The following is a 13194-nucleotide window of genomic DNA, read 5'->3' on the forward strand; positions in this document are numbered from 1 at the left end:
ATTTCAGATAATTATGGAAATAATATGTAGAAGTTGATTTCTATGTAATATTTAGAGATGAGGGGTTAACTTTAAAAGTAATACTTTTTAGCAAATATGTAATATGCTGTAATATATGCAATTTAACTATTATTTCACCAAAAAAAGCAGTGAGCACTGCTCTATGTACTTTCTAAAAAACAGGATATGGCAAAGTTTCTAACCTTAAAAGTCGACTAATTCCCTATACCTGAAACAAACTTCTGTTGATAGTTTTGCAATGCAAGTGCATTTTGTTTTGCGTAATGATGTAAAGCGCGCCAATCAATTACTTGCTTCGCCTTGACGGCCTGATTGGTTTCTTCCAGCGCTTGGGCTAGGGCTTTCAGGCCTAACTCAATACATTCTTGTATTAAAGTCTGTAGTTTTATTTCAAGCTGATCGATGGCTTGAATATCAGCTAAACCTTTCAACTGAGCAAACTCGTAATCAAATGTATCTGCTAAATACATCAATTTAGTATTTAAAAAGTGACTATCAAATTGCTGATTTAAACGTTGTATCAGCGCTTCGTTTAATAACTGCAGTGGGTTTATCTGTGTTGTATGTGCTGTACCCACATGCTCTAAAACAGATAATAGTGTCGAACCTGATACCGGTTTTTCTAAACAATAAGCAATACCTTGTTGTAAATATCTCTGTTGTGCTCGCTCATCAACATCACCTGTCAGCGCAATCACAGTAGGAGCTTGGGCTGGTTCAAACTGACTTTGTAAATTTTGCCACCATTCTAAGCCATAACCATCAGGTAGGTGCATGTCTAATAAAATGACATCAAACTGATTATCAACCATGATGTCGCTCGCAGCTTTGAGTGTTCTTACGTACTCGCACTCCATATTAGTATCTTGTAAGTAGTGCTTAAGCACCTCTTGACTCAATAAGTTATCTTCAACAATAAGAATATGATTGGATACGAGCTGTTCAGGCGACTTTAGGTTACTCTCATCGACTATTCGCTCAGGCGCCTCACAAACAGACAAAATTAAATCAAAAGTAAAAACAGTGCCTTTGCTTAGCTCGCTGTTCACCGTTAATGCTCCGCCTAAGTTTTCTACAAGCTGCTTACTTAAACTTAAGCCAAAACCCGCACTATTACTGATATTATGCTCAAGTTGGCTGCTCGCAAAAGGCTCGAAAATATAATCCAGTGCGCTTTTACTTAAACCTACGCCCGTATCTGAAACAGAGAACCTGACGACTTGCTGAGTATCGTCTGCTTGCACTTTTTGCTCATGCATACTGACGGATAAAACGACCTCACCATAGTCTGTGTATTTAATCGCATTTGATACAAGGTTCTTTAAGACCAGTGGCAGAGATTCTTTGTCTGTTAAAAAGTAAAGCTCACTCAAGCGTTCATCAACACGCAGTTTAAAGTTTAAGTCTTTGTTTTTAGCAAGTGGCAGAAGTAATTCATGCACAGTTTGCGCTTGCTCGGCTAGGCTTGTGGGCTTTAACAAAGCACCGACTTGCTCGCCCTTCGCTTGCAGTAACACTTGATTTGCCAAATCTGAAAGTGAAAGTGCAGCTTCGCTGATCACATCACATAATTGCGCATGTTTTTGCGGTTCACGCGGAATACGTTTTAACATATCAGCGTGGCCCACTATGGCATTCAAAGGCGTTCTGAGTTCATGGCTGAGCATAGTTAAGAAGCGCCCTTTTAATAAACTGGTTTGTTTATTCTTTTGCGCTAGCACAGCCATTTTCTCAAGTTGCTGTGCACCACATAAAAGACTGAACGCCACACATAAAATAATTGGTAAACACACTGTTGCAGCAATCACCAACACCTGAGTGGTGTGTAAATTTGATAATGCTGCTGTCGTAGGCTGCGCATCTAATGTTAATAAATGAATAGATAAAACGGAAAACACACACAAGCATGAAACCAAAAAGCCCCAACGCGACAAATTAGTACGCTGATGTTGGCAAGGTGTGCAAATCATCAGTGCACGAATGGACAACCCCATGGCGATTGATACCAAAGAATAGGAGGCGATATAACGCATTGCTCTGTTTGAATCTATAAAGCTAAACCAGATTGTGAGTCCAAAATAAACCACACCTATCGCGAGCCATAGTTTTGGAGAGTGCTTCACTTTGAAGAATTTTTCTGTGCCTGAAACAAAAAAGTAGAAAGTCGCGAATAGACAAATAAGGGCTGCAAAAGTAATCGTTTCTGGCTGGTAGCTAATTCCAATTAAAAGCAAACAGGTCAGTGCCATCAACTGCATAGAGTACATCCATTGTTTAACGCCATCGGCACTCTGATACATGAACCAATTAAGGGTCATCACACCAGCAGAAATAATCGCCGTTAACGACATTATTGGCATCGCGAAATGTAGCTCTTGCATAATCCACTTATTTTGAACTAGGAAATTAGGATGAGTTTAATATTTAAAAATATGATTTTAAAGCAAATTAATAGAGTAAGTATATTACTCTACATTACAAACATTCAGTCTTTTGCAACAGTCTACATGGCAGGTTAAATTACAGCCAGCCTTTTTGTTTAGCTATTCGGGCCGCATCAACTCGATTTGTTGCGTTTAGTTTCGCAATCGCTTCTGACAAATAATTTCTAATTGTGCCTTCACTCAAAAACAATTTCTGTGCAATTTCAGCAGTTTTTAACCCTTCACTCGCAAAACGTAACGCTTTACGCTCTTTTTCAGAAAGAGGATCATTGTCTTCTAACGCACTCATTGCCAGCTCAGGATCAATGACTTTTTGTCCTACCATGACTTTTTTCAGGGTATTGACTAAATACTCACTGGGCGCTTCTTTAAGTACAAACCCTTTCACCCCCATGCCCATGGCACGACGAATATATCCCGCCCTAGAAAAAGTCGTCATAATGACCACTTTACTATTCGGGTACTTTTCTATGACTTGCTCAGCAAGTTCAAGCCCTGTCATATTTGGCATTTCAATATCAGTGAGCACAATGTCGATTTCATGCTCTTGAAGCGCATTTAACCCTTCTAATCCATCTTGAGCTTGTGCAATTACTTCTATTTGCACATCTAATCCTAACAATGCGCTAATGGCCCCTCGTACTAACCCTTGATCTTCGACGACTAATACTTTGATCATGCAACGCGCTCCTTAAACTGAATGTTGATGGCCATTCCTGAATCTGTACTAATATCAAACTGCCCCTGCAGTGTCGCGACCCTGTCTTTGATCCCTTCAACGCCATTTCCACACTGATATTTTTTAACGATACCATCATCTTTGATCTGCAACTCAACGACCCCACTTTGGGAACTTAATTGTAATTTAACATACTTTCCTTTGCTGTGGCGGATTATGTTGGTCACCGCTTCTTTAAAGATAAAACACAAATTAGATTCTTGTTCTGCACTTAACACGACCCGATCAATTGATTGCTCGACAATAAAACCTGCATCTTGCAAACGTGCGATTAATACATCAATCTGCGCATATAGCCCCACTTGTTTTAAACCAGAAACGGCTTGTCGAACCTCGCTTAATAAGTCTCGGGCTAATTGCGCCACCTGCTCCGATTCTTGTGAAGCTTGTTCATTTGCTCCTGATGTCGTGAGCTTACTAGCAAGCTCAGCTTTAAGCGCAATTGATGACAGTGAATGGCCTAGTAAATCATGTAAGTCTCGAGCAATACGTTCTCGCTCAGCAATTGCTCCCAACTGCTCAATTTGTTGCTGGTCTTTTGCTTGTTGATCACGATAGAGTCGCTCTCTTTGCTCCATCATGCCAAAAATAAACAACCCAATACTGACAATCGCTGCAGGAGAAACAAAGTACAGTGATTTCACTGGCACAAATAAAAATGCACTAATAAAAATAACCACCAGCAATGCTGCCATCATCATAAAACTTTGCTTTCGGCGATAATTAAAACCACAGAAAAAGCCGATAAAGCCAAATAAAGAGTGAGTGCCATAGGTCACATAAGTACCCAAGCAACAGAGTAAAGCCATAGCAGCCAAGCTAGACGTTACCGACTCACCTTTCTTGTACAAAGCAATACCATATAGAAACACAAAAAACGCATAGATAGCTAGCTGCGCAGTAATATCGCCCACAGATAACGACTGCCAATTAGTCAGTAGAGGAAAAAAGAAAAAACTTGAAAAAAACAGTGGTCCCCAATTCCAAAATTGCTTGTTGGGGTGGGCTAATGCCATATTATGGGGTTTGTTAAGCATGTTCATTCCAGTTCCGGGTCAGTCTGTTATTGGGTTAGTGCTCGAAGACATAATAGGCACATATAATTGCATAGACTAACTGCTATTCATAATTTGTTTAGTGACAAGTGTCATCAATGATAGACTCAAAAAAAAGACAACACGACACGCTCATGCGCTCAGAACAATCTGCTCTTATTCAGCTCCATACCGCCGTCCTGCTTTTCGGTGGTACTGCACTATTTTCTAAACTCATTGCCTTATCAGCGCTTGATATTACAGTATACCGTACAGCCATCGCCTTTATTGCCCTAGTTTGCTTGCTCAAATTTCAAGGCAAAGCCATCGCCCTTAATCACAAAAAAGATTACGGCATCGCCATAATGTTAGGTATTGTGGTTGGCTTACATTGGGTGACTTACTTTGCCGGTATGCAACTAGCAGGCATCGCAACTGGCATTATCGCTTTCTTTACTTATCCTGTAATCACCGTATTTTTAGAACCTTTTGTCAGTAAGCAGAAGCTTAAAAGCAAAGATATTATAAGCGCTATGACGGTGTTATTCGGAATTTACTTATTAGTGCCAGAAGCTAACCTGGGTAATGACGTTACATTAGGGATAGTCACAGGCATTTTCTCAGGGTTGTTATTTGCGTTAAGAAATTTGCTGCAAAAGCAGTACTTCTCATCTTATGGCGGCCCGCAGACTATGCTTTATCAAACTATTGTGGCTAGTTTAATGCTTTGTGCTTTCGTTGATGTTGGGCCGACAGACTTACCCGAACAAGATATTTGGTTGCTGTTATTGGCGGGTATTATTTTTACCGCGGCGCCGCATGCACTCTTTGCTAGCAGTTTAAGATTTCTATCAGCGACAACGGCCGGGTTAATTTCTTGTTTGCAACCCTTGTACGGCACCGTATTGGCTTTTATGCTATTGTCAGAACAGCCAAATATGATGACTTTAATCGGCGGCTTGCTGGTTATCAGCGCAGCCTGTTTTGAAACTTGGTCAATCACAAGGAAAAAAGCCTAATGCAGATCTTTGCGCACCGAGGTGCCAGTGGTAACTATCCTGAAAATACAGCTTCTGCCATTACAGTGGCTTTGCAAGCCCAAGTTGATGGCATAGAACTCGACGTACAAAGTTGCGCCGATGACTTTGTGATCATTCATGATTCTTGGTTAGACCGAACAACCAATGGCAATGGCCGCGTGGTTGATACACCATTTTCAGAAATCGCAAAACTCGATGCTGGAGAGGGTCAACATGTCCTTAATTTACAACAGGTACTCGAGCTGATTGGTACACAAACTCAAATCAACCTAGAGCTTAAGCACACCTTTGGCCTAGATAAACTAGTTCAAATCCTCGAACAAAATGTGACTGAGGGCATTATTGAGCGTGAACAGTTGTTGCTTTCCTCGTTCGATCACCACCAGCTAAAATGGCTTAAGCAAAACCTGCCTTGGGTTAAAATAGGCGCATTAACCGCCTCTATCCCGCTTAATTACGCCTACTTTGCAGAAAATCTGCATGCTCACAGTGTGCATTTAGATAAGAACTTTATTAACCATGAGTTTGTGGCAGATGCCAAGCAAAGAGGCCTAAAGGTGATGACCTATACGGTCGATAAACAACAAGAAATAGAAGAAATGCAGAACTTAGGCGTAGATGGTATTTTTAGTAATTACCCCTGCTACGCTAAAATGATTTTGTCGCGATAATGCAAGAAATCTCTAGTATGTTCTAGAATTAAAAGAAATTGGCAAATCAAGAGCCAAAATATGAGTCTATACATGAGTTTATATAATCAAATTGAACAGAGTTTCTTTTTTACTCTCTCTAGAAAGATATTCGGCAACCTGAGCTTTTTATTTGCTTTCCAGCTCATCACTTTATTTTGGCTGTATGCTGAATTAACTGAAGATAAACAAGGCACAGGACTATTTTGGTTAATGGCACTTGGCGCTATCGGTGGATTTATCTTCACATTATTTTATATGCGTTTTCTTATCGTACGTCCAATCAAAGCCATGCGCGATACGTTAGAACAAATAAATAGAGATGATGGCAATCTAGAGGCTAAGTTACCGCAGTTTACCTACGATGAATTCCGCGAAGTCAGTGAGCAATATAATCACTTTACCAGCCGCTTAAGTGAGCTACTCAACAACACTTATCATAGCGCAGAAGTTGCAGCCAACTCTAACCAAGAAATCACTCATTCTATGCAACAAACCTCTGAATTGGGTGCGCAACAAATTTCGAGCAGTGACTCTATCATTGCCGCCAGCGACCAAGTGACCCATAGCTTGCAAAGTATTGTGGGCAATACCGATCATGTATATCAAGCCAATACCGAAAGCCTACACTTTGTGCGTGGTTCATCACAGTCTTTGTCTACCTTAGTGGGTGAAATTCAGCACATCACGCAATTACTTGGTAATTTCGCCAATACTGTCGCAGGGCTAAAAGAGAACAGCGACAATATACGCAGCATCCTGAAGATGGTTGAAGAGTTTTCGGACCAAACTAATTTGCTGGCGCTGAATGCTGCAATTGAAGCTGCACGTGCTGGTGAAGCTGGTCGAGGTTTTGCGGTGGTTGCCGATGAAGTTAGAAATCTATCAGTTAAGGTAAACGATGCGACGCGTCAGATCAGTGACTTCATCAACCAAATGGATGTGTTAGTCGGAGAGACACATCAAGAGTCACAACAGTTGATTAGTCATTCAAGCTCGGCTGAGAAAGCCATCAGTGAGACGTCGGGAGGGTTTGCTAGCATGTGTAGTGACTTTGAGCATAACCAAACACAGCTCGAAGCCATCGTCGGTGAAGTACATCAACTTGAAACGACGCAAAACCACACCCATCAAACGGTACTCAATATTGTTGAACTTGCACAACAAGCAAAACAGCAAATTGATGCGGCTTCGGAGCAATGCCAACAAGCTCAAAAACTCACACAAACGACGCAAGAGGAATTACGCCGCTTCGTGAGGTAAAAAGAAGTAGCTTTATTAGTGGATTTATTTATCCCCTATAAATTTCAAATTATGCAGAGGCGGCAAGCAAGTGAGTTCATAAGCATAGGCATCTATGTGATTGAACTCGGACTGGCGCTCCAGAATACAGCTTAGCCAACAAAGGTATGATTTGAAAGATGACGAGGATTAGGCACGTGTGATATCAAAGGCTATCACCTCTTTAATTGACGACTTGCCCGTAGATAGCATCACTAACCTATCAATGCCTAGCGCTACACCCGAACATTGTGGCAAACCATGTGTGAGCGCCGCTAAAAAGCGCTCATCTGCTGCCACTTCTGGCAAGCCCATTTGCACTCTGAACTGGTTATCTTCCGCAAAACGCGCTGCTTGCTCTTTGCTATCCGTGAGTTCATTAAAGCCATTGGCCAATTCCATGCCTTTAAAATACAACTCAAAGCGCCCTGCTACGCGAGTGTCATCTGGATTTAATTGCGCCAATGCTGCTTGTGAGGCTGGAAAGTGATACACAAAACAAGGTGCTTCAATGCCTATCTTAGGCTCGACTTCCATACAAAATAGCAATTGTAACAGCGTGTCTTTGTGAGTTTCATTTGCGGCAATATCGCCATAGCCTTTTTCTGTTGCGAGTCGCTGTAGCTCGCTCAGTGTTACTTCAAGTGGGTCTAGACCTAATACATCTATAAAGACTTGTTGATAACTCACAGAGGTGGCTTTTTTGCAGTTCAATATAAGCTGCATCAGCGCATCAATTTCGTTCATTAAATCAAATTCATCAAACCCCGGGCGATACCATTCCAACATCGTAAATTCAGGATTGTGATGACGACCCGACTCTTCATTGCGAAATGCTTTAGCTAATTGATAAATGGCGCCACTGCCAGCGGCAAGCAAGCGCTTCATGGCAAATTCAGGAGAGGTTTGCATGTACAAAGGCAACCCTTTGGCATTGCCAGGGCCCACAAACTCAGTCGCAAAAGTCGCTAGATGAACATCTGTCACACTGGCAGCTGATAAGCTTGGTGTTTCAACTTCCATTACATCACGCTCAGCAAAAAACTGACGAATTTTCGCGATAATTACTGCCCGTTGCTTAAGTGTTTGAATATCCGCACTCGGTGCCCAGTTGTTCTCAGACATAATATCTAACTCTTTTATAAATATATTCTAACCATAAAAAATCCCAGCTTAAGCTGGGATTATTTGGTCTCAGAAATAACTGAATGTTACTTCACACGACCTACGTATTCACCGCTACGCGTATCTACTTTCACTACTTCGCCGATTTGAACGAAAAGTGGCACACGTACTACAGCACCTGTAGTGAGTGTTGCAGGCTTACCACCTGTACCCGCTGTGTCACCTTTTAGACCTGGATCAGTATCAGTGATCTCTAGCTCTACAAAGTTTGGGGGAGTTACCGCAATTGGGTTACCGTTCCAAAGTGTAATTGTACATACGTCGTTTTCAACTAACCATTTTACGTTGTCGCCCATTGCTTTTTCGTCAGCCGCGATCTGCTCAAATGTGTCGTTGTTCATGAAATGCCAGAACTCACCGTCTGTGTATAGGTAAGCTAGCTCAGTTTCCATTACGTCAGCACCTTCTACTGAATCACCAGACTTGAATGTCTTCTCAAGTACTTTACCTGAGATCAGTTTACGGATCTTAACGCGGTTGAACGCTTGGCCTTTACCCGGCTTAACCATTTCATTTTCTAAGATGGTGCACGGCTCGCCATCGATCATAATTTTTAGGCCGCCCTTGAACTCGTTGGTGCTATAATTCGCCATCGGTATCCTCTAATCTTCTTTTATCGAGTAATAAACCTGCTAATGATACAAACAAATGAAGTAAATTTGCATAGTAACTGGCAAAAAGAATTGGCAAATGTGGTCACTTGCCCTAAAACTCTAGTAAAAATGCTTGGCATCAACAGTCATGTCAGTGAAAAAGACCTAGAAGCGCGTCGTTTATTCCCGATGCGTGTGCCACTGCCGTTTATAAAGAAGATGCGTTTTGGCGATCCCAATGACCCATTATTACTTCAAGTGCTACCTCAGCACCAAGAGTTTATTACTCAAATTGGCTACAACAAAGATCCTTTAGAAGAACAACAAAGTGCCATACCAGGCTTATTGCATAAATATCGCTCTCGCGTGCTAGTGATGTTTAAAACTGGCTGCGCGGTGAACTGTCGATACTGCTTTAGGCGTCACTTCCCGTATCAAGATAATCAAGTAAACAAGCAAGCTTTGCTCGAAGTGCTTGAGTACTTAAAAAATCACACGCATGTGAATGAAGTCATTTTAAGTGGCGGCGATCCTTTAATGGCCAAAGACAACGCCATTAGCTGGTTTATAGAACAATTAGAGCAACTACCACAAATTAAACGCCTGCGTATTCATAGCCGCTTGCCTGTGGTGATCCCTGCACGTATTACGCCTGAGTTATGCGAGCGCTTTAAAGCGAGCCCGCTAAAAATCATCTTTGTGAATCATATTAATCACGGCAACGAAATTGACGATGACTTTGAACGCGCCATGCAAATGCTCAAACAAGCGAATGTAACACTACTTAATCAAGCGGTTTTGTTAAAAGGGATAAATGATACTGTAGAAGCGCAAGTGGCACTGAGCGAACGCCTATTTGAGGCGGATATTCTGCCTTATTACCTACACTTATTAGACAAAGTCGAAGGCGCCAGTCATTTTGATATCTCAGAAGAAGCTGCGCTTACTTTGATGGCGGGTATGCTGGCTGAGCTACCTGGCTTTTTGGTACCCAAGTTAGTAAGAGAAATCGGCGGCAAAACAAGTAAGACACCGATTGATTTACAGCTGCGCTAATATCAAAAAGTACGATTAAACGTACACGTTAATATTATTGCCTAAAGTTGCTGTGGTTGATTTTGCAGGACTTTGCGCAGCAGCGCTCGACCCTGCGGCTTCAATCAAAGCAAGTGCAGCTTTACCATCTGCTTGTTGTTGCGACTTGGCAAGTTTAGCGCTGTATACTTCGCCACTCTCGCCCGCACCAGACATAGCAGGTAGGTTACTTCCGGAAATATTCATAAGCATATACCTGACTTTTTAGTTGAATCCTCGTACACTATCGGCCGATTTACCGACAACTTTAGGAAAAACATGCAAGCTGTTATTGAAAAACTCAATGAAAATCTAAAAGTCGTTTACCGTCAGGCACTTGATGCTGATAAAAAATTAGATGAATTACAGCAACAAGGGCATGGAAAATTCACTGCATTATTCGATAAAAATGCGGGCTTTGATTTTGAAGCAAAACGCTTCAAGCCTTATGTGCTAGATACCGCCGCTGACGTTGAAGCGCTAAGCAAAATGGAAAATTTAGACGAAGAGAAATTAAAAGCCGTGGTGTTTAAGATCCAAAACCTGATTCAATTGCTGGCTACATTTAAATAATACCAACCCTAAAAATAGGGCTCTTAATTAAGAGGTTCGGTATAAGCCTCGCGATTTCCCTTCTTATAGTTACAAAAAAGCTGTCTTACGACAGCTTTTTTGATTATACCTGCTATTTAGGCTTGCTGGCTCTTTGTTTATTCGCCCCAACTCTCGGCTTAGTATTGGCCTTTTTAAACTGACTAAAACCGGTATGACGCGTAAGTGCAGGTTTACCGCCCTTACGGGCTTGTTGCCCATGACCTGTACCTTTTTTTCCGCGCTGCGCTTTTTCTTGTCTGGTTTCGTCTGGCACCAAACAATTTGGCCCACCGCCGATTAAATTCGCTTTACCCATGTTTCGAAGCGCTTCACGGATCATCGGCCAACCTGCAGGATCATGGTAACGTAAAATGGCTTTGTGTAAGCGGCGCTGTCTAGCCCCTTTCGGCACACTCACCACTTCTTTGTTGTTCTTTATATTGCGCAGCGAATTCATCTCTGTATGGTAAATCGTCGTCGCATTTGCCATTGGAGAGGGATAGAAGTTTTGCACTTGGTCGAGTTTAAAATCATGGGCTTTTAGCCATAGCGCCATGTTCACCATATCTTCGTCGGTCGTACCTGGGTGAGCCGAGATAAAGTACGGGATCAAGTATTGCTTTTTACCCGCTTCTTTGGAGTACTTATCAAACAGCTCTTTGAACTTGTCGTATGCCCCCATCCCCGGTTTCATCATTTTTGAAAGCGGGCCAGACTCGGTATGTTCAGGCGCAATTTTCAAATAGCCGCCAACGTGATGTGACACCAGCTCTTTTACATAGCGAGGATCTTCAATCGCTAAGTCGTAACGCACACCGGATGCAATAAGGATTTTTTTGATGCCCTTCACATCACGCGCTTTACGATACAAGTTAATCGTTGGCGTGTGATCAGTATCCATATGCTTACAAATATCAGGGAACACACAGGATAAACGTCGACATGTACTCTCTGCCTTTTTGCTCTTACAACGCAGCTTGTACATATTAGCTGTTGGGCCGCCTAAGTCTGAGATAACGCCAGTAAAGCCGGGTACTTTGTCACGAATTTGTTCAATTTCATCTAGAATCGACTCTTCTGAACGGCTTTGAATAATTCGCCCTTCATGCTCTGTAATAGAGCAGAAACTACAACCACCAAAACACCCTCGCATGATGTTTACCGAAGTTTTGATCATATCGTAGGCAGGGATCTTTTCATTACCATATTTAGGATGAGGCACACGCTGGTATGGTAAACCAAATACCATATCCATTTCTTCAGTTTCTAATGGAAAAGCAGGTGGGTTCACCCACACATAACGGTCGCCATGACGCTGATATAACGCACGGGCACAACCTGGGTTGGTTTCTTGGTGTAAAATACGTGAAGCATGAGCATAAAGCGGCTTATTCACACTTACTTGCTCAAAAGCAGGCAGCTTTACATACGCTTTTTCCCATGGTTTTAATTTTGGTGGTTGAACCACGATAGGTTTGGCTTCTTCTACTTTTAAATCTATGCCAGCTTTAGCAAACTCAGATTTACTACAGCCCACATCATCAGCACCGTATGGGTTTGGAATTGGGTCAATTTTGCCCACTTTATCGATGGCTGTTGAATCACTACCGCGCCATCCATCTAACGGCTCTTTACGGATAACCGCAGTACCGCGAATATTCTGGATCTGGCTAATATCATCACCAGCAGCAATACGATGTGCCACTTCGACTAACGGACGCTCAGCATTACCATAAATAAGAATGTCAGCCTTAGCATCAAAGATAATGCTGCGGCGCACTTTTTCTTGCCAATAATCGTAGTGGGCAATACGACGTAAGCTGGCTTCAATACCACCAATTACCAGAGGTACATCTTTATAAGCTTCGCGACAGCGTTGGCTATATACCACAACCGCTCTGTCTGGACGTTTACCACCGACATTGCCCGGCGTGTAAGCATCATCGTGACGCATACGTTTTTCAGCCGTATAACGGTTGATCATCGAATCCATATTGCCAGCGGTTACACCAAAGAATAAGTTTGGTTTGCCCAGTGACATAAAGGCATCTTTATTTGACCAATCGGGCTGCGCAATAATACCGACTCTAAAGCCTTGTGCTTCTAAAACACGGCCGATAACGGCCATGCCGAAGCTTGGGTGATCTACATACGCATCACCGGTTACTAACACAATGTCACAGCTATCCCAGCCTAGTTCGTCCATCTCTTGTCGAGTTGTCGGAAGAAAAGGTGCATTGCCATAACATTCCGCCCAATATTTGGGATAGGAAAACAGTGCTCGTTCCGCTTTTAACGCGTTCATGTAAATTGCCCCAATAGAAAAAAGGCGCCGATTATACCGCATATCGAACCATGCTGGAATCTGAAACAGTCACAGTGAGCTCGCTACGTTTATTAGTAACTGCTAGGGTGTTGAAAGTAGGAAAGATATGGAGAGCAAATTTTAGGCAAAAAAATGCCACCTTACGGTGGCATTACACACGGGATTATTTCTACT

12 protein-coding genes are annotated in these 13194 nt (G+C 42.2%); 5 read left to right on the top strand and 7 right to left on the bottom strand.

What is annotated here, in order from left to right; all coding sequences use genetic code 11:
* Positions 1 to 215: 215 nt before the first annotated feature.
* The 3 genes from ABMY35_RS01270 to ABMY35_RS01280 form a co-directional block, all read right to left on the bottom strand.
* Positions 216 to 2402 carry an ATP-binding protein gene (locus ABMY35_RS01270; RefSeq protein ID WP_349284700.1) on the bottom strand — a complete coding sequence of 729 codons (2187 nt, stop codon included), beginning with the start codon at positions 2400 to 2402 and terminating at the stop codon, positions 216 to 218.
* Positions 2403 to 2541: 139 nt separating this feature from the next.
* On the bottom strand, positions 2542 to 3144 hold the full coding sequence (locus ABMY35_RS01275; protein ID WP_349284701.1) for a response regulator transcription factor: 603 nt from the start codon (positions 3142 to 3144) through the stop codon (positions 2542 to 2544).
* On the bottom strand, positions 3141 to 4241 hold the full coding sequence (locus tag ABMY35_RS01280; protein ID WP_349284702.1) for a histidine kinase: 1101 nt from the start codon (positions 4239 to 4241) through the stop codon (positions 3141 to 3143). The genes ABMY35_RS01275 and ABMY35_RS01280 overlap by 4 nt, the downstream gene beginning before the upstream one ends.
* 152 nt (positions 4242 to 4393) lie before the next feature.
* Here ABMY35_RS01280 and ABMY35_RS01285 point away from each other — a divergent pair, with 152 nt between their 5' ends.
* The 3 genes from ABMY35_RS01285 to ABMY35_RS01295 all read left to right on the top strand — a co-directional run bounded on the left by ABMY35_RS01285 (position 4394) and on the right by ABMY35_RS01295 (position 7230).
* Positions 4394 to 5257 (top strand): DMT family transporter, encoded by an 864-nt coding sequence (locus ABMY35_RS01285; RefSeq protein WP_349284819.1) that lies wholly within the window; start codon positions 4394 to 4396, stop codon positions 5255 to 5257.
* Positions 5257 to 5949, top strand: coding sequence for a glycerophosphodiester phosphodiesterase family protein (locus ABMY35_RS01290; RefSeq protein ID WP_349284703.1), 693 nt, complete (start codon positions 5257 to 5259; stop codon positions 5947 to 5949). Before ABMY35_RS01285 ends, ABMY35_RS01290 begins: the two co-directional genes overlap by 1 nt.
* A gap of 72 nt (positions 5950 to 6021) precedes the next feature.
* Positions 6022 to 7230 carry a methyl-accepting chemotaxis protein gene (locus ABMY35_RS01295; protein WP_349284704.1) on the top strand — a complete coding sequence of 403 codons (1209 nt, stop codon included), beginning with the start codon at positions 6022 to 6024 and terminating at the stop codon, positions 7228 to 7230.
* 168 nt (positions 7231 to 7398) lie between these two features.
* On the opposite strand, the gene epmA is transcribed toward ABMY35_RS01295, so the two are convergent.
* Together epmA and efp are read right to left on the bottom strand one after the other, a co-directional pair.
* Positions 7399 to 8373 (bottom strand): elongation factor P--(R)-beta-lysine ligase, encoded by a 975-nt coding sequence (gene epmA, locus ABMY35_RS01300; RefSeq protein WP_349284705.1) that lies wholly within the window; start codon positions 8371 to 8373, stop codon positions 7399 to 7401.
* Positions 8374 to 8459: 86 nt separating this feature from the next.
* Entirely contained in the window at positions 8460 to 9026 is a 567-nt protein-coding gene (efp, locus tag ABMY35_RS01305; protein ID WP_058028675.1) for an elongation factor P, read from the bottom strand.
* Between the two features lie 42 nt (positions 9027 to 9068).
* Here efp and epmB point away from each other — a divergent pair, with 42 nt between their 5' ends.
* Positions 9069 to 10082 (top strand): EF-P beta-lysylation protein EpmB, encoded by a 1014-nt coding sequence (gene epmB / locus ABMY35_RS01310; RefSeq protein WP_349284706.1) that lies wholly within the window; start codon positions 9069 to 9071, stop codon positions 10080 to 10082.
* Positions 10083 to 10097: 15 nt separating this feature from the next.
* Here epmB and ABMY35_RS01315 read toward each other — a convergent pair whose 3' ends face one another.
* Positions 10098 to 10307, bottom strand: a complete 210-nt coding sequence (locus ABMY35_RS01315; RefSeq protein ID WP_058028673.1) for a hypothetical protein — start codon at positions 10305 to 10307, stop codon at positions 10098 to 10100.
* Positions 10308 to 10379: 72 nt separating this feature from the next.
* Here ABMY35_RS01315 and ABMY35_RS01320 point away from each other — a divergent pair, with 72 nt between their 5' ends.
* A complete protein-coding gene (locus ABMY35_RS01320; protein WP_349284707.1) occupies positions 10380 to 10673 on the top strand; it encodes a prephenate dehydrogenase in 294 nt (97 codons plus the stop codon).
* A gap of 112 nt (positions 10674 to 10785) precedes the next feature.
* On the opposite strand, the gene ABMY35_RS01325 is transcribed toward ABMY35_RS01320, so the two are convergent.
* On the bottom strand, positions 10786 to 12999 hold the full coding sequence (locus ABMY35_RS01325) for a YgiQ family radical SAM protein (protein ID WP_349284708.1): 2214 nt from the start codon (positions 12997 to 12999) through the stop codon (positions 10786 to 10788).
* Positions 13000 to 13194: the final 195 nt, after the last annotated feature.

The sequence above is a fragment of the Pseudoalteromonas sp. BZB3 genome (genome assembly GCF_040104455.1).
Classification (GTDB): domain Bacteria; phylum Pseudomonadota; class Gammaproteobacteria; order Enterobacterales; family Alteromonadaceae; genus Pseudoalteromonas.

Bases quoted from the DNA above. Each gene is read 5' to 3' on its own strand.
- epmB (WP_349284706.1), top strand. From the start codon at position 9,069: ATGATACAAACAAATGAAGTAAATTTGCATAGTAACTGGCAAAAAGAA.
- efp (WP_058028675.1), bottom strand. From the start codon at position 9,026: ATGGCGAATTATAGCACCAACGAGTTCAAGGGCGGCCTAAAAATTATG.
- ABMY35_RS01275 (WP_349284701.1), bottom strand. From the start codon at position 3,144: ATGATCAAAGTATTAGTCGTCGAAGATCAAGGGTTAGTACGAGGGGCC.
- ABMY35_RS01280 (WP_349284702.1), bottom strand. From the start codon at position 4,241: ATGCTTAACAAACCCCATAATATGGCATTAGCCCACCCCAACAAGCAA.
- epmA (WP_349284705.1), bottom strand. From the start codon at position 8,373: ATGTCTGAGAACAACTGGGCACCGAGTGCGGATATTCAAACACTTAAG.
- ABMY35_RS01295 (WP_349284704.1), top strand. From the start codon at position 6,022: ATGAGTTTATATAATCAAATTGAACAGAGTTTCTTTTTTACTCTCTCT.
- ABMY35_RS01315 (WP_058028673.1), bottom strand. From the start codon at position 10,307: ATGAATATTTCCGGAAGTAACCTACCTGCTATGTCTGGTGCGGGCGAG.
- ABMY35_RS01320 (WP_349284707.1), top strand. From the start codon at position 10,380: ATGCAAGCTGTTATTGAAAAACTCAATGAAAATCTAAAAGTCGTTTAC.
- ABMY35_RS01270 (WP_349284700.1), bottom strand. From the start codon at position 2,402: ATGCAAGAGCTACATTTCGCGATGCCAATAATGTCGTTAACGGCGATT.
- ABMY35_RS01285 (WP_349284819.1), top strand. From the start codon at position 4,394: ATGCGCTCAGAACAATCTGCTCTTATTCAGCTCCATACCGCCGTCCTG.
- ABMY35_RS01290 (WP_349284703.1), top strand. From the start codon at position 5,257: ATGCAGATCTTTGCGCACCGAGGTGCCAGTGGTAACTATCCTGAAAAT.
- ABMY35_RS01325 (WP_349284708.1), bottom strand. From the start codon at position 12,999: ATGAACGCGTTAAAAGCGGAACGAGCACTGTTTTCCTATCCCAAATAT.